We start from the raw sequence: 18,788 nt of genomic DNA, 5'->3' as shown, positions 1-18,788 counted from the left end.
ACCGGGACGACGCCGTTCGCCCTCGCTCAGCAACGCTACAGGGCGCTTAGGGGGACTGGTAAGGGTTGTGTGGAGATAGTGCGTAGATAAGCCTATTTTCAGCAGTCTGCTGGAATCCATCAGAAAAGTCCTCAGCGTTGGCGCTGGAGGTAGGAAACATGCGGGAAACAATAAATTCAACCCTGCATGAGAACGGGAGACGGCGTTGACCGCCACACCGATCACGCAGGAACACTTCCCGCTCGATCAGCGTGCGCCGGCCGTACGGCTGGCCCGGCTGCTCGACGCCGACTCGGTCGTGCCCCTGCATGACCCGGACGCCAGCGGCGTGTCCGCGGCCAGCGGCCGCATCGCGGGCCACAAGGTGATCACCTTCTGCACCGACCCGGCCAACATGGGCGGCGCGCTCGGCGCCGCGGGCTGCGACAAGATCGTGTCGGCCATCGACACGGCGTTGCTCGAAGGCTGCCCGGTGATCGGCCTGTGGCACTCCGGCGGCGCCCGGCTGGCGGACGGCGTGGAGTCGATGGACGGTGTCGGGCGGATGTTCGCCGCGATGACCCGTGCCTCCGGGCGCGTGCCGCAGATCTCGGTCATCCTCGGCCCGGCCGCCGGAGCCGCCGCCTACGGTCCCGCGCTCACCGACGTGGTGATCATGTCCAGGGCCGGCCGGATGTTCGTGACCGGTCCCGACGTCGTGCGGTCCGTCACCGGTGAGCAGATCGACATGGAGTCGCTGGGCGGCGCCGAGACGCACAGCCGCAAGTCGGGCGTCGCGCATATCGTGGTCGACTCCGAGAGCGACGCGTACGAGGCCACGCGCCAGGTGACCCTGCTGCTGGCCCATCGCGCCCGCATCGAACCCCACCTCGCCACGGCCGGGAAGGACCTGCGCTCACTGCTGCCGGAGCGGGCGCGGCGGGCCTACGACGTGCGCCCGCTGGTACGCGAGATCCTCGACGAGGGCACCCCCTTCATGGAGCTCCAGCCGCGCTGGGCCCCCAACGTCGTCGTCGGTCTCGGCCGCCTGACCGGCGGGAGCGTCGGCGTGATCGCCAACAATCCGCTGCGCATGGGCGGCTGCCTCGACTCGCTGAGCGCCGAGAAGGCCTCGCGATTCGTCCGCATGTGCAACGCGTTCGGCATTCCGCTGATCGTGCTCGTCGACGTTCCCGGCTACCTGCCCGGCGTCACCCAGGAATGGGGTGGCGTGGTCAGGCGGGGCGCCAAGCTGCTGCACGCCTTCGCCGAGGCGGCGGTCCCCCGCGTCACGCTGGTCACGCGCCAGTCGTACGGAGGGGCGTACATCGCCATGAACTCCCGCTCGCTCGGCGCGTCCGCGGTGTTCGCCTGGCCGGAGGCGAAGATCGCGGTGATGAGCGCGGAGGCGGCGGTGGGCATCCTGCACCGCAAGCGCCTGGCCGCCGCGCACGACGACGACGAGCGCGCGGAGCTGCGGCAGCGGCTCGTCGCCGAGCACACCCTCGTCGCGGGAGGTGTCGCCCGCGCCGTCGCGCTGGGCGTCGTCGACGAAGTGATCGACCCCGCGCAGACCCGGCCCAAGCTCGCCATGGCGCTCGCGGCGGCCGCGGCGACACGAGGCCGTCACGGCAACATCCCGCTGTGACCGGCTTACCACCACATCAAGAGGAGTGACATGGATCCCATGGCCGAGGCCCTGCTGGGCGGAGCCGCGCCCGGCGACCTGGCGAAGATCGCGTTGCCGAAGGAGTATCCGGCTTCTTACCTCCGGGTCGAGGACACCGAGATGTTCGCCGGCATGGAGGACAAGGACGTGCGCAAATCGCTGCGCGTCGGCCTGGTGCCCATGCCGGAGCTCGCGCCCGACGAGGTCGTGGTGGCGGTGATGGCCAGTTCGATCAACTACAACACCGTCTGGTCGGCGACCTTCGAGCCGCTGCCGACGTTCGGCTTCCTCAAGCGCTTCGGCCGGACCGGCGGGTTCGCGGCGCGGCACGACCAGCCGTACCACGTGCTGGGTTCCGACGGAGCCGGGGTCATCGTCGCGGTCGGCGCGGGCGTGCGGCGCTGGAGCGTCGGCGACCACGTCGTGATCAGTCCGATCCAGGCCGACGACCAGGAAGCGGCGACGCACGACGACGGCATGCTCGGCGCCGAGCAGCGGGTCTGGGGATTCGAGACCAACTTCGGCGGGCTGGCGCACTACACCCTGGCGCGGGCCAGTCAGCTGGCGCCCAAGCCGGCACACCTGACCTGGGAGGAGGCCGCCTGCGTCACGCTGTGCGCGGGCACGGTCTACCGCATGCTGGTCAGCGCCCGGGGCGCCCGGATGAAACAGGGCGACATCGTCCTCATCTGGGGCGCGGCCGGCGGCCTCGGCGCGTACGCCGTGCAGATGGTGAAGAACGGCGGCGGCATCCCCGTGGGAGTCGTCGGCTCGGACTCGAAGGCCGAGATCCTGAGAAGTCTCGGCTGCGACGTCATCATCAACCGCAACGACATCGGGATGACCGACGACGTCGACAGCACGCCCGAACAGGCGATCGCGCTGGGCAAGCGCCTGGGAGCGGCCATCCGCGCGGCGGTCGGCGAGGACCCGCACATCGTCATGGACTACGTGGGCCGGGCGACGTTCGCCACCTCGGTGTTCGTGACCCGCCGGGGCGGCTCGGTCGTCACCTGCGGCTCCAGCACCGGATTCCAGCACCACTACGACAACCGGTATCTCTGGATGCACCTCAAGCGCATCATCGGCAGCCATGCGGCGAACCTGCAGGAGGTGCGGGAGTGCGTGCGGCTGTTCGACCTCGGGATGGTGATGCCGACCCTGTCGACGGTCTATCCGCTGGACGAGGTCGCGGAGGCCACCCGGCTGGTGCAGACCAACGGCCACATCGGCAAGGTCGGCGTGCTGTGCATGGCGCCCGAACCCGGACTGGGCGTCACCGACCCCGCGCGGCGCGCCGAGATCGGCGAGCAGCGGATCAATCCGCTGCGCGGCCTGGCGGACGCCGCCCCCGCGGCGCTGGCGTAGGCGTGGCTTCCAGGAGAAGGCGGAGCTGACAGTGGCCGGACACACTACCGGGATCCTGGCGACCGGTTCGTATCTCCCCGGGGACGAGGTCGCCAACGAGGACCTGGCGGAGCGGGTGGGCGTCGACGCGGAATGGATCCTGCGCAAGACGCAGATCGGGTTCCGCCGGCACGCCGCGGCGCACGAGGCGACCTCGGACCTGGCCATACAGGCCGGCCTGGACGCGTTGCGGCGGGCCGACATCGACGTGGGCCGCATCGGCTACATCATCGTGGCGACCTCCACCGGCGACTTCCCCCAGCCTCCGACGTCCTACCTCGTACAGGACGCGCTGGGCGCGCGTGCCGCCGCCTGTTTCGACATCAACGTCGTCTGCAGCGGATTCGTGTACGCGCTCGCCATCGCCGACAGCCTCATCGCGCGCCGCCCGGACACCTACGCCCTGGTCATCGGCGCCGACCTGTACAGCAGGCAGCTCGACTTCACCGACCGCCGCACCTCCGTGCTGTTCGGCGACGGGTCCGGCGCCGCCATCGTCGGCGCGGTGCCCGAGCGCTCGGGGTTCATCGACTTCGAGCTGTCCAGCCACGGTGCCGATCACCGGCTCATCGGCATCAAGGCGGGCGGCAGCAGACATCCGGCCTCGCCTCAGACCGTCGCGGACGGCGAGCACTACTTCAGAATGGACGGCCGCGCGGTGACGGAGTTCGTGCTGGAGCATGTGCCGCCCGCGATGAAGAGCCTGGTGGACCGCGCCGGGTTCGGGCTGGAGGAGATCGACACGTTCGTACCCCATCAGGCGAACGGCCGCCTGGTGACGGAACTGGTCGAGCGCTGCGGCCTCACCGGCTCGCACACCCCGCGCACCCTCGAGAGGTACGGCAACCTGGGCAGCGCCTCCGTGGCCGTCGCGCTCGACGAGGCGAATCGGTCAGGAATCCTCAAACAGGACGATCTCGTCCTGCTCGCCGGCTTCGGCGGCGGCATGTCGGTGGGCGCCTGCCTGCTCCGCTGGACGACCGGAGCATGACGGCCAGAGCTTTAGCGACCAGAGCTTTAATGACCAGAGCTTGACGACCAGAGCAGCACGGGAGGCGAGATGACCCAGTTCGACAGGATCGGCATCGTGGGATGCGGGGTGATGGGCTCCGGCCTCGCCGACGTGTGCGCCCGCGCGGGCCTCGATGTGCGAGTGGCGGTCTCCACGGAGGCGTCCGTGGCCCACGGGCGGCGGCGCCTGGTCAGGTCCCTCGACCGCGGCCTGCGCAAGGGGACGATCACCGAGGAGGAACGGGACGCGGCGGTGGGCCGTGTCGTCTTCACCGCGGATCTCAATGATCTCGGCGATCGGCAGATCGTCTTCGAGACCGTCCCCGAGACGGAGTCGACCAAGCTCGACCTGTTCGGCGCGCTGGACAAGATCGTGGAATCCCCCGACGCCATCCTGGCGTCGAACACCTCCTCCATTCCGATCATCAGGCTCGCGCGCGCGACCGGCCGGCCCGGCCAGGTCATCGGCGTCCACTTCTTCAACCCCGTTCCCGCGCTGGCGCTGGTGGAGCTGACCGGGTCGCTCCTCACGACGGACCAGACCAAGACCCGCGCAGAGGCGTTCGTCACCGGAACGCTCGGCAAGCAGGTGATTCACTCTGCGGATCGTGCGGGATTCGTGGTGAACGCCCTGCTGATCCCCTATCTCCTCGCGGCCATGCGGATGGTGGAGTCCGGGTTCGCCACCGCGGAGGTCGTCGACCGGGGCATGGTGCTGGGGTGCTCCCATCCGATGGGCCCGCTGAGCCTGGCCGACCTGATCGGGCTCGACACGGTGGCCTCCATCGCCGACGCGTTGTACGCCGAGTTCAAGGAGCCGAGCTACTCGCCGCCGCCGGTTCTGCTGCGCATGGTGGAGGGTGGTCTGCTGGGCAGGAAGTCCGGACGCGGCTTCTACGACTATTCGTAGGCTCTGCTCGCACCGCAGGGCTTAAGGGTCCTCAGCGGCCCGCGCGGGCCTCGTTCAACGCCCCGCTCGAGCCGCGCGGTTCAGCGCGCCGCCCGGGTCGAGTTCAGCGCGGCGCTCATTCGGTCGACGACCAGGGCGATGACCTCCGCCGCGTGCTCCGCGAGATAGAAGTGGTCACCGGCGAACGTACGCAACTCGAATCCGGCCGTTGTGTGGTCGCCCCATGCCCGGGCCTCGTCGTGGTCGACCTTGGGATCGTCCTCGCCCCTGAGAGCGACGACAGGACAGGACAGCCTCGGCCCGGGCAGGTAGCGATAGGTGTCCACCGCCCGGTAGTCGCCTCTGAGCGCCGGCAATATCGCCCGCACGAACTCGTCGTCGCCGAGCACCTGCGCGTCGGTGCCGCCCAGACCCCGTAGCTCCCCCAGGAGCCATTCGTCCGAGCGCCGCCCGGCGAAGCCGGGGCGCAGCGCCGACGGTGCCGGTCGCCCCGACGCGAACAGCGCCAGAGGGTACGTACCCTCCCGTTCAAGCCTGCGAGCCACCTCGAAGGCGACGGTCGCGCCCATGCTGTGCCCGAACAGCCCCATGGGCATACCGGCCCACGGCCGCAGCATCTCCACGACGCGATCGGCCAGCTCCCCGATGCTCTCGACGCACGGCTCACCGCGCCTGTCCTGCCTGCCGGGGAACTGGACCGCCAGGACCTCCATCGAGGCCGGCGTCATCCGCGAGACCGGGAAATAGAAGCTGGCCGAGCCGCCCGCGTGCGGCAGGCAGACGAGTACGGACGACGCCTCGGGCGAAGGGTGGTAACGCCGGATCCAGGCTTCACCGGTGTTTACCGCGTCACTCACAGCAATCCCTTTCTCGGCTCGTTTTTCGGGCTGGCGCAAATGAAGAAAAACAGTGGACTTTATCTACGAAACTTCACCTCGCGCTGCACCGCGCGGTGAAATCTCTCGGTAGCCGCCCACATTCGGCCGGCCCTCTTTGCGATGAACAGGAGAATAACTCATTCAGTCCCGCCGCGCGCACAACGAGACCCCTAGATTCATCCGCCGAGTAAGGGTCATTGAGGGGGGCTTCGATAGTCCACATCGGGTAGTCGACCTCGGCGTACCAGCCCGAAACCGCAGACCCAGCGTGACGAAATGATGAAATAGCCGAGACGCAATGTGATGAAATCCACCGCCACTCCCAGGCTTGTCCAAATGTATTGACAAGTGCCGTGGCGGCCGTAGGAGAATGATTCTCAAGGGTCTGTGCAAGGATCGGGACGGGGCATGATCCCTCATACCGCGTTAGGGGACGAACGGGAATCACGATGACCCTCATCGAGCGTGACCACGAAATCACGGAGCTGGACAACCTGCTCACCGATTGCCTACAAGGCAAGGGACGGGTCATGGTGATCACCGGACCCACAGGAGTCGGCAAGACCGAACTCGCCTACACCTTCAGCCAGCGCGCCGCCGCGGGCGGCGTCACCTGGCTGAGCGCCACCTGCTCACGAGCCGACCGCAACCTGCCGCTCGGGATGGCCAGCCAGAGCTTTCACAGCGCGGCGCTGCCGATCGAGCACGCCTCGGAGGCGGCCCGGCTGATCGAGGAGGCCGCCTTCAGCGCGAAATCCATCGAAACGTCGGCGCACAATCCTGACTGGCTGCACACCATCCAGGGGCTGTGGTCGATAGTCCTGGAGCTCTCCACGAGTGCGCCGGTGCTCATCACCGTCGACGACGTCGAATATTCGGACGCATTGTCCTGGCAACTCCTGCTCAATTTCGTACAGCGTCTCAACAATGCGAACGTATTCGTCGTGGTGACCGCGACAGAAAACCCGCAGGGCATGGATCCGCTCATCGAGGTGGACCTGATGCGCCACCCGCACTGCCAGCACATGAGATTGGGCACGCTTTCCCAGGAAGGCGTCACGAAGATGCTCTGCAAATCCATGGACCAGGATACGGCGGAAAAACTCGGTCCTGATTTCCATGCGGCCGGCGGCGGCAACCCCTTACTTGTCGAGGCGTTGGTGGAGGACTATTTACACGAGTCCGGCGAAGCCAATTCGCTGGTCATCGGCGATGCCTTCTCCAGATCGGTGCGCGCCCTGCTCCATCGCACCGACCCGACCTCGCTGCGCACCGCTCGCGGCCTCGCCGTACTCGGGGAGGGAGCCTTTCCCAACCTACTGCCCGAACTAATCGAACTTCCGCCGGCGACCGTCCAGCAGACCCTTAACCATCTCGCCGCCGTCGGCATCACCGATGGAGAGCACTTCTGCCATCCTGAGACCCGCTCCGCCGTTCTCGACGACCTCGACGCCGAAGAGCGCAGGGAGATGCACCGGCGCGCCGCTCGGCTGCTCCACATGGAGGGAGCGGCGAGCACCGCGGTCGCCGAGCACCTCATCCACGCCTCCGACTGCCCGGAGCCATGGGCGACGGTGGAGTTGCGTGAAGCCGCCGATCAGACGCTGCTCAACGACGAGCACGAGTTCGCGATCCAATGCCTGAAGCTGGCGATCGCCTTCTGTCACGACGACGCGCGCCGAGCGTCCCTGCGGGTCTCGCTCGCGCGGGCGGAGTGGCTGATCAACCCCGCGGCCACCACCCAGCATCTCGATCATCTGATGTCGATCGCGCGAGAGGGCGGCCTCGGCTTCGACGACCTTCGCATGCTGCTGAGGTTCTTCCTGTGGCACGGACGACTTGAAGAAGCCGCAGAGGTGCTTCGGCGGCTGAACGTCCTGGCCGCCGAATCGGGCGAAAAAGACACGCCCATGCGGCTGGAAGTCACTCATCAGTGGTTGTCCACCGCCTTTCCCTCGATTCTCCTCGAGGTGGCGGACGCCCCTTCCGGCACCCCCAAGCCGGGGACACCCGGCGTATCTCCCCTTCCGGGGGCCGCCCTATTGTCACGCTTCTTGCGAACGGAGGAGAATGAGCAAAAGATCGATACCGCGGAACGCGTCCTCCAGTCCACCACACTGGACGACTCGAACCTTGAAGCCGTAGAGTCCTCTCTTTTCACATTGCTCTACTCCGATCAGGCGGATCGGGCGGCACCACTCTGTGATGTCCTGTTCGAAGAAGCCGTCCAACGGCGCTCCCCCACCTGGCGCGCCGTGCTGGCCGGCGTCCGGGCACACATCGCCATTCGCCACGGAGATCTAGCGATAGCCGTTAAATATGCCTCTATAGCGTTGGATGTACTACCGCGCCGGAGCCTGGGGATTCATATCGCCCTGCCGCTGGCCGCCTTGATCCGGGTCAACACCGAAATGGGGAAGTTCGACGTCGCAGCGCGCCTCCTCAGGCATCCCGTACCCACCGCGATCTACCAGACCCGGTTCGGGCTGCACTATCTCCAGGCACGGGCCCATTTCCACCTGGCGACGGGCCTGTCGCACGCGGCGCTCAGCGACTTCCTGAGCTGCGGGAGACTGATGCGGGCCTGGAACCTCGACACTCCCGTGCTGGTGCCCTGGCGGCAGGGCGCGGCCGCCGCGCACCTGCAGATGGGCCAGCTGAACCAGGCGAGAGCCTTCCTCCAGGAACCCTATGATCTGCCCGGTGGCGACTCGCTCAGGGCGAGAGGGGCCACGCTGCGACTGCTGGCCGCCATCGGTGACCTCAAGAAGCGCCCGGCCCTGCTCAGGGAGGCCGTGGACATGCTCCAGGACGCGGGAGACCGGCTGGAGATGGCGTACGCGCTCGTCGATCTGACCCACGCCTTCAACGAGATCGGCGAACTCCACAAGGCCAGGATGATCGGATATTGGGCCGACCGGGTCGCCGACGAGTGCCAGGCCGAGCCGCTGCGCTGGGCGGTGCGGCAGGACGATCCGGCCGAGCAGGAGGCGGAGACCCCGGAGAGCATGGGCCTGCTGAGCGACGCCGAACAGCGGGTCGCCTCCCTCGCCGCGCTGGGCTACACCAACCGGGAGATCTCCCGGAAGATCTACATCACGATCAGCACCGTCGAGCAGCATCTGACCCGGATCTACCGCAAGCTCAACGTGCGTGGCAGAAGAGACCTGCCCTCACAGTTCTCCTACGTCGAACTCCGCTGACCTCACATCTGTCGAACTCGGCTGACCCTCACATCGCCCGATCGGGGCTCTTCTCCTCGATGGACACCCGCCGGAGCTGGATCGTGGCCAGGATCGCCGTGGCCACCAGGATGGCCGTGCCCGACAGCGCGGCCACCCGCATGCCCTCGGTGAAGGCCGTACGTGCCGCCTGGAGAAGGGCCTCCTGCGCGGGGCCCGACAGCTGGGCCGCCACCTGGACCGCCCCGCCGAGCGTTTCACGCGCCGTCTGGGCGGCCTCACCGGGAAGGTCGACGGGCACCTCGAACGTCCAGCGGTAGATCAACAGCCCCATACTGCCCAGGACGGCGACGCCGAGCGCGGCGCCGAACTCGGTGCCGGCCTCCAGCACCGCCGACGCCGAGCCGGCCCGCTCCGGCGGCGCCACCGCGATCACCAGGTCGGAGGCCACCGCCTGTACGGCGCCCAGGCCCAGGCCCAGCAGGCCCAGTCCGATCACGAGTGTCTGCACGCCCGGCTCGCCTTCGAGCTGCGAGAGCACCGCGAACCCCAGACCGGCGACGAACATGCCGCCGCCGATGACGAAGCCGGGGCGGACCCAGCGCACCACCGCCACGGCCAGCATCGACCCGACGAGGGCCATCCCCGCGGCGGGCAGCGTCAGTATCCCCGCGACGAACGGGCGCAGCCCCAGCACCAGTTGCAGGTACTGGGCGATGAAGTAGAACAGTCCCATGAGGGCGAAGATCGCGAGCGTGCTCGTGATCAACGAGATGCCGAAGGCCCGATTCGCGAACAGGCGCAGGTCGAGCATCGGGTCGGCCAGCGCGCGCTGGCGCCAGATGAACGAGGCGCCGGCCGCCAGGCCCAGGGCCATGGCCAGCGCGGCCGTCGGGGTCAGACCCTGCTCGGCGATGTCCTTCACCCCGTAGACGACCGGGAGCACGGCCACCAGCGACAGTACGGTGCTCAACACGTCGAGCCGGCCCGCCTGCGGATCGCGATACTCCGGCAGCAGGATGGGACCGAGCACCAGCAGCAGGGCCATGATCGGCACGTTGATCAGGAACACCGAGCCCCACCAGAATCTCTCCAGCATCCACCCGCCCACGATCGGGCCGAGCACGCTGCCCCCGGAGAACCCGGCCGCCCAGATCGCTACGGCCAGCCGGCGCTGGCGCGGATCGTGGAACATGTTGCGGATCAACGCCAGGGTGGACGGCATGAGCGTGGCGGCCGCCGCCCCTTGCAGGGCGCGCAGGACGATGAGCATCTCCGCGCTGGGCGCGTAGGCGGCCACGGCGGAGGTGATGCCGAAGACGGCGGCGCCGAGGAGCAGCAGGCGCCGTCGGCCGATCCTGTCGCCGAGCGTGCCCATGACGAGCAGCAGGCCCGCCAGCCAGAAGGCGTAGATGTCGACGATCCACAGCAGTTCGGGCCCGCTCGGCTTGAGCTCCGCGCTGAGGAACGGCAGCGCGAAGTAGAGGACCGTGACGGTGATGGAGATCAGCAGGACGGGGAGGACCAGAACCGCCAGTCCCACCCACTCCCGTCGTCCAGCGGTCGTCGAAGCCGTTTCCATCCCACACTCCTCGGATAGCGTGTACGCGTGCATACGACGTACTCAGACTTGCCTTCGACCGAATTCAAGATCTTTATCGAGTAATAAATTCCGACAAAGAGGCACCAGCGGGTATATATCACGCAATTTTGGTGGCGGTCGGGGGCATTTCATCACACTCGCCGATCAGTTTCATCACGACTTCGTGTGATATAATTTCACTACATATCAATATGCGCGTGACAAAATCTGTGAGGCCAGATGCTCACCTGCGCACAATGCGGCAGACCGTTGTATGCCGCACCTCGGGGGCGACGTCCGCGATACTGCTCGCGGTCGTGCCAGGGTCGGGCGTACAGAGCGCGTGTGGCGGCACGTGCCCTGCCCTGCTCCGAAGGGCCACTCTCTGAAGAGCTCCCCGCGGAACCGGTCATGGAAGTCGACAAGCCTGCCAAGCCCGAGCCGATCCCGCGGGAGCCTCGCGAAGGGCTCACTCTCGAACGCATCGTGGGCACCGGCATCGAGATCGCCGACACCGAAGGCCTGGAGACGCTGTCCATGCGCCGGGTGGCGGCGGACCTGGGCGTCGGCACGATGTCTCTCTACCGATACGTGTCGAGCAAGGACGCCTTGATCGAATTGATGGTCGATCGCGTACACGGCGAAGACAAGAATCTGACGCCCGTTCCGGACGACTGGCGCGCCCGGCTCGAACTGTCCGCGCTGCGCGAGTGGAGACTCTATTCGCGCCACCCATGGGTGCTGCAGGTCATCGCGACCCCGCAGCCTCCGCTCGGGCCGAACATTCTGGCCGACCTCGAGCGGGCCATGGGTGCCTTGGACGGCCTTGGCCTCGATCCGGTGATGATGCATTGGGTGACCATCGCCGTAAGCGCTCAGGTACAAGGCGCCGCCCTGCTTCGCGTCAGCGAATGGGAGGCGGAGCGGCGCACCGGCGTCACCACACGGCAGTGGCGCGCGGCCAAGATGCCGATGCTGTCGGAGATCCTCGAATCCGGGCAGTTCCCCATGCTGTCGAGCTTGCTGGAGAGACAGGAGGAAGTGGCCCACATCGACGAATGGCTCTGGTTCAGTCTGCGCCGACTGCTCGACGGGGTGGCCGTCTTCGTCGAGGATCGGGAGAATTCCGGCTCGGCCGACCTCGGACCGGGCCTGCGCAAGGCGCTGTGAGACCCGAGACTCGGAAAGGTGCTGTGCGCCCCGGGTCGCGGTAAGAGGCTGTGCGCCCTGGGCCGGCTCATTCGGCCACTTTGGTCCGCGTGGTCCACCGAAACAGCGGCGGGCCGCCGGACTCCGGCGCTGCGCCGACCCGTTCGAAATGCTCGTACCCGCCATTGCGTGGAATCTTTATCTTTCCATCCGAGACCACGTCGTGCATGACGCGGAGCGTTCGCGGGACATCGGCGGGGCCGCCTTCGAGCGCGACCTCCACGGGTCCACGGCCGGGCAGGGGTGAGGCGGCGGAGGGGATGGTCATGTCGGGTACCTCCGGTGATCGTGGCCGGGGGTGGCCGGCCATCGGCGATCTCTAGGGGCTCTAGGAGAACGAGCCGGCCGGTTGACGGGCATGGCGGAACTCGGTGGCGAGGGCGCAGACGTACCGGCCGTAGCTGGAGGGCAGGAGCTCCGCGCCGAGGCGGTGGCACTGCTCGGCGTCGATGTAGCCCATCCGCAGCGCGATCTCCTCGACGCAGGCGATGCGTACGCCCTGCCGGGCTTCGAGCATGTGAACGTACTGGCTGGCCTGCAGGATGGAGTCGGGCGTGCCCGCGTCGAGCCAGGCGAACCCGCGGCCGAGTTCGACGAACTTCGCCTTGCCCCGGTCGAGATACACCCGGTTGACATCGGTGATCTCAAGCTCTCCGCGAGCGGACGGCTGGACGTTCTTGGCGATGTCGATGACGTCGTTGTCGTAGAGATAAAGGCCGACGACGGCGCAGTTGGAACGCGGGTGCGCGGGTTTCTCCTCGATGGAGACGAGCCCGCCGAGCGCGTCCCTCTCAGCGATGGCGTAGCGCTCGGGATCGCTGACCGGATGGCCGAACAACACGCAGCCGTCCACGTCCGCGGTGTTCTCCTGGAGGATGTCGTAGAACGAATTTCCGTGGAAGATGTTGTCGCCGAGCACGAGCGCCGCGGAATCGTCGCCGATATGGTCGGCGCCGAGAATGAAGGCGTCGGCCAGGCCGACGGGCTCGTCCTGGCGGGCGTAGCTGATGTCGAGCCCGAGGTGGGAGCCGTCTCGCAGCAGGCGTGCCAGGTTCGGCAGGTCCTCCGGGGTGGAGATCACCAGGATCTCTCTGATATTCGCCAGCATGAGCACGGACAAGGGATAATAGATCATCGGCTTGTCGTTCACCGGCAGGAGCTGTTTCGAGACCGCGAGCGTAATAGGATACAACCGGGTCCCGTGCCCGCCGGCCAGAATTATGCCTTTCACGAAATACCCTTCGTCAGGGAAAACCGGTAGCCGGAGTCGATATTCGTGCACCGAGCATCACACCGCTGCACATCGGAATGGACTCCAAGACGACCCTCGTTCACCCCCTAGCCATCCCCCCGCGCCCCCCTATGTCGGCCACTAAACGGTTGCGGCCGGTTTACCGGCGATATGATTTCCACGGCGAAAGACAGATCGTGGCCGCAGGGAAGCGGCGTCCAGTGCTGAAGCCTGGGGAGGAGATCACCCGATGAGGATCCTGGTGACGGGCGGCGCCGGCTTCATCGGCTCCCACTACGTACGCACCCTGCTCGGCGGGGCCGACGGGGACGTGGAGATCACCGTTCTCGACAAACTCACCTACGCGGGCAATCCGGCGAACCTTGAGCAGGTCCGTACGAGCGAGAGGTTCACCTTCGTCCAGGGCGACATATGCGACACCGGACTCGTCGACCAGCTCGTCGCCCGCCACGACCAGGTGGTCCACTTCGCGGCCGAGTCGCATGTCGACCGGTCCATCATGGGTGCCGCCGAGTTCGTGCGCACCAATGTGACCGGCACCCAGACCTTGCTCGACGCGGCGGTCCGCAGCGGCCTCAGGACTTTCGTGCACGTCTCCACCGACGAGGTCTACGGCTCGGTCGCGGAGGGCTCCTCGCTGGAGAGCGACGCGCTGCGGCCCAGCTCCCCGTACTCCGCCTCGAAGGCGGCCTCCGACCTGCTCGCCCTGGCCTATCACCGCACCCACGGTCTCGACGTACGGGTGACCCGTTGCTCCAACAACTACGGCCACCATCACTTCCCAGAGAAGGTCATCCCCCTGTTCATCACCAACCTGCTCGACGGCCGGCGGGTGCCGCTGTACGGCGACGGGGGCAACACCCGTGACTGGCTGCACATCGACGACCATGTGCGGGGCATCGAACTGGTCCGTTCCGGCGGCCGTCCCGGCGAGATCTACAACATCGGCGGCGGCACCGAGCTCACCAACAGGGAGCTCACCGGCCTGCTCCTCAAAGCCTGCGACGCCGACTGGGACCAGGTCTCCTACGTCGAGGACCGCAAGGGCCACGACCTCCGCTACTCGGTCGACTGCACCAAGGCCCGCACCGAGCTGGGCTACCGGCCACGCAAGGACTTCGACACCGGCCTGGCGGAGACCGTCGCCTGGTACCGGAACAATCGCCCCTGGTGGGAGCCACTCCTGCCCGCCCGCACGCCGCCAGGCGCGTGACGACAAGCCACGGACGCGTCCGAGTGCGTCGGCTGCTCGCGGTGGCCGGTTGGGCGTTCCGGTGCGGCGTCTTCAGGAATGTCGTGGTGCGGCCAGGGAGAGGCGGCCACCACGATCCCGTACAGCACGTGGTCGGCGAGTAGCGTCAGACGTTCCGTGACTGTGGTCTTGTCCTTGTGCGGCAGGCCGAGCGCGGGCGCGATGACGGCTTGGAAGCCCGCCCAGACCAGCAGGCCGTAGGCGGGCCCGGCCCACGGGTGCCGGCGCACGGACTCGGGCAGCGCCCCGAAGAGCGCGCCGCCGAACGCCCCGTACGACCAGTGCGCGAGCTCGATGATCGCGGGCCGGCGAGCGGCCGGGACACCGCGGAAGAATCGGGGCGTGGTGTGCTCCAGCACGGCCTCCGGCGGCACCTTCTCCATCAGGCCGATCGATGTGGAGAACTGCCTGAGGCCGGACATCGCCATGGCGGCGATCGCGCCCCTGGCCCCGGCACGCAGGATCGGCTTCTGTCGCATGGCGTCGCCCCCCCGTTCGTCACAGGGTGGACTACCGAAGGGCGCGAAGGATAAACCTCCTGGTCAGACGGCCGCCGCAGCGGCGCCCCTTCGCGCGTGCGGGGGGCGCCGGTTCGGGTGTCAGTCCTCGATGTGGATGGCCAGCGCCGGGCAGACCACCGCGGCATGCCTGACGTCGGCGGCCTGCTCCGCCGGCGGGTCCGGGTTGAGCAGCACCACGATGCCGTCCTCGTCGCGCTGGTCGAACACCTCCGCCGCGGCGACCACACACTGCCCGGAAGCGACGCACTTGTCCTGGTCGATGATGACCTTCATGAGATCCTCTTGGTTGTCGTTGTGGGGGAAGGTCACCAGGTCACGGGGAGTTCGTAGACCCCGTACACGGACCCGTCGTGCTTGAACGGGATCTGGTCCAGGTCCGCGGCCAGCCGCAGGGTGGGGATGCGCCGATAGAGGGTGCTGTAGACGACCTGCAGCTCCATCCGGGCCAGCGGCTGGCCCAGGCACTGGTGGATGCCGAAGCCGAAGGCCACGTGGTGGCGGGCGTCGCGCTGGAGGTCCAGCCGGTCGGGGTCGGGGAAGGCGTCGGGGTCGCGGTTGCCGATGTCGTTGGCCATGATCAGCCCCTCGCCGGCGCGGATGACCTGTCCGGCGATCTCGATGTCCGCCAGCACCGCCCGGCGCCGCCCGTTGTGCGTGATGTGGAGGTAGCGCAGCAGTTCCTCCACCGCCGAGGTGACCAGTTTCTGATCCGCCGTGTCGCGCAGGAGGGCCAGCTGGTCGGGGTGTTCCAGCAGGGCGAGCGTGCCCAGCGCGATCATGTTCGCGGTCGTCTCGTGCCCGGCGATCAGCAGCAGCACCCCGATCCCGGCCGCGTCCCGCTGGGACAGCTCCCCGCTCTTGACCCGCTCGGTAAGCCCGGACAGCAGGTCGTCACCGGGGTTGGCGAGCTTCTCGCCCAGCAGCGTGTCCAGGTAGCCGGCCAGCCGGCCGAGGGCGGCCGCCCGCTGCTCGGGGTCGGCGTCCCGGTTGATGATGGTCTTGCTGTTGTCCTGGAAGAAGTCGTGGTCGGCGTACGGGACGCCGAGCAGTTCGCAGATCACCAGCGACGGGACCGGCAGCGCGAACGCCTCCACCAGATCGACCGGCTTCGGCCCGGCCAGCAGGTCGTCGATCAGGTCGTCCACGATCTTCTGTACGGCCGGCCGCATCGCCTCCACCCGCTTGATGGTGAACGGCGCCGTCACCATCCGCCGCAGCCGGGCATGCTCGGGGTCGTCCATCATGATGAAGCTGATGGGCGAGCCCGAGCCGACAAGGGCGGTCGGGCTCGGATAGCCGGGCTGGTAGGCGTCGGCGCTGACCCTCGGGTCGGCCAGCAGCGCCCGCTGATCGGCGTAACGGGTGACCAGCCACGGCGTGCTGCCGTCCCACAGGCGGACCTTGGTGAGCGGGCCCTCCTTCTGCTTCTCCCGCAGCACCGGAGGCGGATCGAACGGGCAGCCGGCCGCCCTCGTCATCGGGTAGTCCGGAATCTCGGCCGCGGAGTCCAACGTACTGGTCATCAGGTTCTCCAAGGGAAGTCAGTGGGTGGAGACGAAGTCGGGGAGCGCGTCGACGACCTCTTGGCGACGCAGGCGGGTCTGCTTGGGCATGTTCCAGCCGAGTACGCCGGTGACTCTGCCGTCACTGCGGTAGAGCGCGACGAACCGGCGGGCCGAACGCTCGCCTTCCACCACGGTCACCTCGGCGTCGACGGGCAACACGCCATGGACCTGGATCTTGGTGTCGAACTGGTCGGTCCAGAAGTACGGCACCGGGCAGTAGGGCTGGTCGTCGCCGAGGATGTTGGCCGCGACAGTATTGGCCTGTTCGGTGGCGTTGGTCCGGTTCTCCAGCCGCAGCAGGGTGCCGAACCGGTCGTGGTGCCAGCGGGCCACGTCGCCGACCGCGTAAATGCCCTCGGCCGCCCGGCAGCGCGAGTCGCACACGAGTCCGTTCTCCACCCGCAGGCCGCTGTCGGTCAGCCAGCCGGTCGCCGGGTCGGAGCCGATCGCCACCACGACCACGTCGGCCGGCAGCACTTCGCCGGTGTCCAGGCGCACGCCCGTGACCTTGCCGTCCTGGCCGGTGAGCCGGTCGACGCCGGCACCGAGCCGCAGGCGGACGCCGCGCTCGGTGTGCAGTTCGGCGAGCAGTCCCGCGACCGACGGCCCGATCTGGCCGGCCAGCGGTGCCGCCAGAGGGCCGGCCATGGTGACCTCGAGGCCCAGGCCGCGCGCGGTGGCGGCGATCTCGGCGCCGAGCACCCCCTCCCCCACGACCACGAGCCGCGAGGCGGTCAGCAGATCCGCGCGCAGGGCCAGCGCGTCGTCCAGCGTGCGCAGTACGTAGACCCCGGCCAGATCCGCCTGCCCGGGCAGGGTCCGGGCGCGCAGTCCCGTGGCCACGACGATGGCCTCGGCCCGCAGGGCCCGCCCGGCCGCAGTGTGCACGGTACGTACGGCCACGTCCAGGCCCACGGCCGGGTCGGCGAGGACGAACTCGGCGTCCAGACTGGACAGCGCGGTCCGCGGTCGCAGCTGAGCCCGTTCGGGGTCCCAGGCGCCGGAGAGGACCTGCTTGGACAGGGGCGGCCGATCGTAGGGCAGGTGCGGCTCCGCGCCGAGGACGGTCAGGCCGCCCTGGTAGCCCTTGCGCCGCAACGCCTCCGCGGTGGCGAGCCCGGCGGCCGAGGCGCCGACCACCAGAACGCTGGAGGGAGCGCTCACGCGTTCTCGCTCAGCTCGATCGCGGCCGCCGGGCACATGCTGGCCGCTTCGCGGACCGTGGTGTGCAGCTGCTCGGCCGGTTCGGCGTCGAGCAGGATCACGATCCCGTCCTCTTCCCGCTGATCGAACACCTCCGGCGCGAGCATCACGCATGTGCCCGCGCCGCAGCATTTGTCCTCGTCCACGCGTACTTTCATCGAGAGTCCCTCCTGTGCCTCTACGGGGTGGTGGAGGTGCCCTCCGCGAGAACCTCCTTCGGTTCGTGGTCAGTTAACCGGGGTCGCAACGTTAAGTCAAGCGACTGATTTAAAATGAGCCGAGACGTGCGTGCAGTGAAACGCCAAAAGCCGCCCGGTGCTCGAACACGGGCGGCGGCAGGGCGATCCTGGTCAACCCTTGATGGCGCCCTGGGTGATGCCGTTGACGAAGCTGCGCTGGAAGATGAGGTACACGATCACGATCGGCGCGACGACGATCAGGCAGGCCGCCGCCAGCAGCGGGATGTCGGTGGTGTACTGGCCGACGAAGAGCCCCAGGCCGCCCGGCGCCGTACGCCGGTCCGGGTCCTGCATCATGACCAGGACCAGCATGAACTGGTTCCACGACCACATGAAGTACAGGACCGACAGCGTGGTGATCTGCGGCCACGAGATGGGCAGCAGCACCCGCGCCAGCACGATGAAGTCCCGGGCGCCGTCGATGCGGGCCGCCTCGACGAGTTCGTCGGGGATGTTGGAGAAGTGCGTCTGCATCCAGTACACGCCGAAGGGCATGAACAGCGCCACCTCGGCGAGGATGATGCCGACGTAGGAGTTGGTGAGGCCGACCTCGCGCAGGTTGAAGTAGAGCGCCACCACGATGACCTCGATCGGCAGCGTGAGCCCCAGCACGAACCCGAACGACAGCGCCCGGTTGCCCCACACCTTCAGGACCGTCAGCCCATAGCCGGCCAGCGTGGCGAACGCCACCGCGATCGGCACCACGAAGACCGCGATCAGCAGGCTGGAGCGCATGAGGGCGGTGAAGTTGCCCCGTTCCCAGGCCAGGGCGAAGTTCTCCCACGACCAGCGGTCCGGGATGCTCAGCCCGCTGAGCTGCGAGCCCGGAGGATGCAGGGCGGCCAGGACGATGCCGACGAACGGCACCAGGATCATGGCCGCCATCAGGACGAGCACTCCGTACCGGATTCCGACACCGCCGCGCATGC

The 18,788-nt window shown here is 68.0% G+C and carries 17 protein-coding genes; 7 read left to right on the top strand and 10 right to left on the bottom strand.

What is annotated here, in order from left to right; translation table 11 throughout:
- The first annotated feature begins 205 nt into the window (after window positions 1-205).
- From ACGFJ2_RS04070 to ACGFJ2_RS04055, 4 genes are all read left to right on the top strand, one after another.
- On the top strand, window positions 206-1,627 hold the full coding sequence (locus ACGFJ2_RS04070) for a carboxyl transferase domain-containing protein (RefSeq protein ID WP_357951445.1): 1,422 nt from the start codon (window positions 206-208) through the stop codon (window positions 1,625-1,627).
- Between the two features lie 30 nt (window positions 1,628-1,657).
- Entirely contained in the window at window positions 1,658-3,016 is a 1,359-nt protein-coding gene (ccrA, locus tag ACGFJ2_RS04065; protein WP_393464409.1) for a crotonyl-CoA carboxylase/reductase, read from the top strand.
- A 31-nt stretch (window positions 3,017-3,047) separates the two neighbouring features.
- Window positions 3,048-4,046 carry a 3-oxoacyl-ACP synthase III family protein gene (locus tag ACGFJ2_RS04060; RefSeq protein ID WP_393464406.1) on the top strand — a complete coding sequence of 333 codons (999 nt, stop codon included), beginning with the start codon at window positions 3,048-3,050 and terminating at the stop codon, window positions 4,044-4,046.
- 69 nt (window positions 4,047-4,115) lie between these two features.
- The gene (locus tag ACGFJ2_RS04055; protein WP_357951440.1) at window positions 4,116-4,976 is read left to right on the top strand and encodes a 3-hydroxybutyryl-CoA dehydrogenase; all 861 of its coding nucleotides are present in this window, start codon (window positions 4,116-4,118) and stop codon (window positions 4,974-4,976) included.
- Window positions 4,977-5,056: 80 nt separating this feature from the next.
- On the opposite strand, the gene ACGFJ2_RS04050 is transcribed toward ACGFJ2_RS04055, so the two are convergent.
- Window positions 5,057-5,833, bottom strand: a complete 777-nt coding sequence (locus tag ACGFJ2_RS04050) for a thioesterase II family protein (RefSeq protein ID WP_393464403.1) — start codon at window positions 5,831-5,833, stop codon at window positions 5,057-5,059.
- A gap of 470 nt (window positions 5,834-6,303) precedes the next feature.
- Here ACGFJ2_RS04050 and ACGFJ2_RS04045 point away from each other — a divergent pair, with 470 nt between their 5' ends.
- On the top strand, window positions 6,304-9,057 hold the full coding sequence (locus ACGFJ2_RS04045; protein WP_357951436.1) for an AAA family ATPase: 2,754 nt from the start codon (window positions 6,304-6,306) through the stop codon (window positions 9,055-9,057).
- 28 nt (window positions 9,058-9,085) lie between these two features.
- Here the strand turns inward: ACGFJ2_RS04045 and ACGFJ2_RS04040 are convergent, their stop codons facing one another.
- Window positions 9,086-10,618: an MFS transporter gene (locus ACGFJ2_RS04040; RefSeq protein ID WP_357951434.1), complete on the bottom strand. Its 1,533-nt coding sequence runs from the start codon at window positions 10,616-10,618 to the stop codon at window positions 9,086-9,088.
- Window positions 10,619-11,029: 411 nt separating this feature from the next.
- On the opposite strand from ACGFJ2_RS04040, the gene ACGFJ2_RS04035 reads away from it, so the two are divergent.
- Entirely contained in the window at window positions 11,030-11,788 is a 759-nt protein-coding gene (locus tag ACGFJ2_RS04035) for a TetR/AcrR family transcriptional regulator (RefSeq protein ID WP_357951432.1), read from the top strand.
- A gap of 67 nt (window positions 11,789-11,855) precedes the next feature.
- On the opposite strand, the gene ACGFJ2_RS04030 is transcribed toward ACGFJ2_RS04035, so the two are convergent.
- Both ACGFJ2_RS04030 and rfbA read right to left on the bottom strand, forming a co-directional pair.
- Entirely contained in the window at window positions 11,856-12,095 is a 240-nt protein-coding gene (locus ACGFJ2_RS04030) for a DUF5988 family protein (protein ID WP_357951430.1), read from the bottom strand.
- A gap of 60 nt (window positions 12,096-12,155) precedes the next feature.
- A complete protein-coding gene (rfbA, locus tag ACGFJ2_RS04025; RefSeq protein WP_393464398.1) occupies window positions 12,156-13,058 on the bottom strand; it encodes a glucose-1-phosphate thymidylyltransferase RfbA in 903 nt (300 codons plus the stop codon).
- A gap of 250 nt (window positions 13,059-13,308) precedes the next feature.
- Between rfbA and rfbB the strand changes: the two genes are divergently transcribed.
- Window positions 13,309-14,292, top strand: coding sequence for a dTDP-glucose 4,6-dehydratase (gene rfbB / locus ACGFJ2_RS04020; protein ID WP_393464395.1), 984 nt, complete (start codon window positions 13,309-13,311; stop codon window positions 14,290-14,292).
- Here the strand turns inward: rfbB and ACGFJ2_RS04015 are convergent.
- The 6 genes from ACGFJ2_RS04015 to ACGFJ2_RS03990 all read right to left on the bottom strand — a co-directional run bounded on the left by ACGFJ2_RS04015 (window position 14,178) and on the right by ACGFJ2_RS03990 (window position 18,786).
- Window positions 14,178-14,810: a hypothetical protein gene (locus ACGFJ2_RS04015; protein ID WP_393464392.1), complete on the bottom strand. Its 633-nt coding sequence runs from the start codon at window positions 14,808-14,810 to the stop codon at window positions 14,178-14,180. The two genes, rfbB and ACGFJ2_RS04015, sit on opposite strands and share 115 nt — an antisense overlap.
- Before the next feature lie 120 nt (window positions 14,811-14,930).
- Window positions 14,931-15,125 (bottom strand): ferredoxin, encoded by a 195-nt coding sequence (locus tag ACGFJ2_RS04010; protein ID WP_357951422.1) that lies wholly within the window; start codon window positions 15,123-15,125, stop codon window positions 14,931-14,933.
- A gap of 32 nt (window positions 15,126-15,157) precedes the next feature.
- Entirely contained in the window at window positions 15,158-16,375 is a 1,218-nt protein-coding gene (locus ACGFJ2_RS04005; RefSeq protein ID WP_393464388.1) for a cytochrome P450, read from the bottom strand.
- Window positions 16,376-16,393: 18 nt separating this feature from the next.
- On the bottom strand, window positions 16,394-17,581 hold the full coding sequence (locus ACGFJ2_RS04000; RefSeq protein WP_393464385.1) for an NAD(P)/FAD-dependent oxidoreductase: 1,188 nt from the start codon (window positions 17,579-17,581) through the stop codon (window positions 16,394-16,396).
- Window positions 17,578-17,778 (bottom strand): ferredoxin, encoded by a 201-nt coding sequence (locus tag ACGFJ2_RS03995; RefSeq protein ID WP_357951416.1) that lies wholly within the window; start codon window positions 17,776-17,778, stop codon window positions 17,578-17,580. Before ACGFJ2_RS03995 ends, ACGFJ2_RS04000 begins: the two co-directional genes overlap by 4 nt.
- A gap of 192 nt (window positions 17,779-17,970) precedes the next feature.
- Window positions 17,971-18,786: a carbohydrate ABC transporter permease gene (locus ACGFJ2_RS03990; protein ID WP_357951414.1), complete on the bottom strand. Its 816-nt coding sequence runs from the start codon at window positions 18,784-18,786 to the stop codon at window positions 17,971-17,973.
- Between the last annotated feature and the right edge of the window lie 2 nt (window positions 18,787-18,788).

It is taken from the genome of Nonomuraea sp. NPDC049028, from assembly GCF_043197735.1.
Classification (GTDB): Bacteria; Actinomycetota; Actinomycetes; order Streptosporangiales; family Streptosporangiaceae; genus Nonomuraea.
Note: the sequence above shows the minus strand (reverse complement) of the source record. Positions and strands in the feature narration are given on the sequence as shown.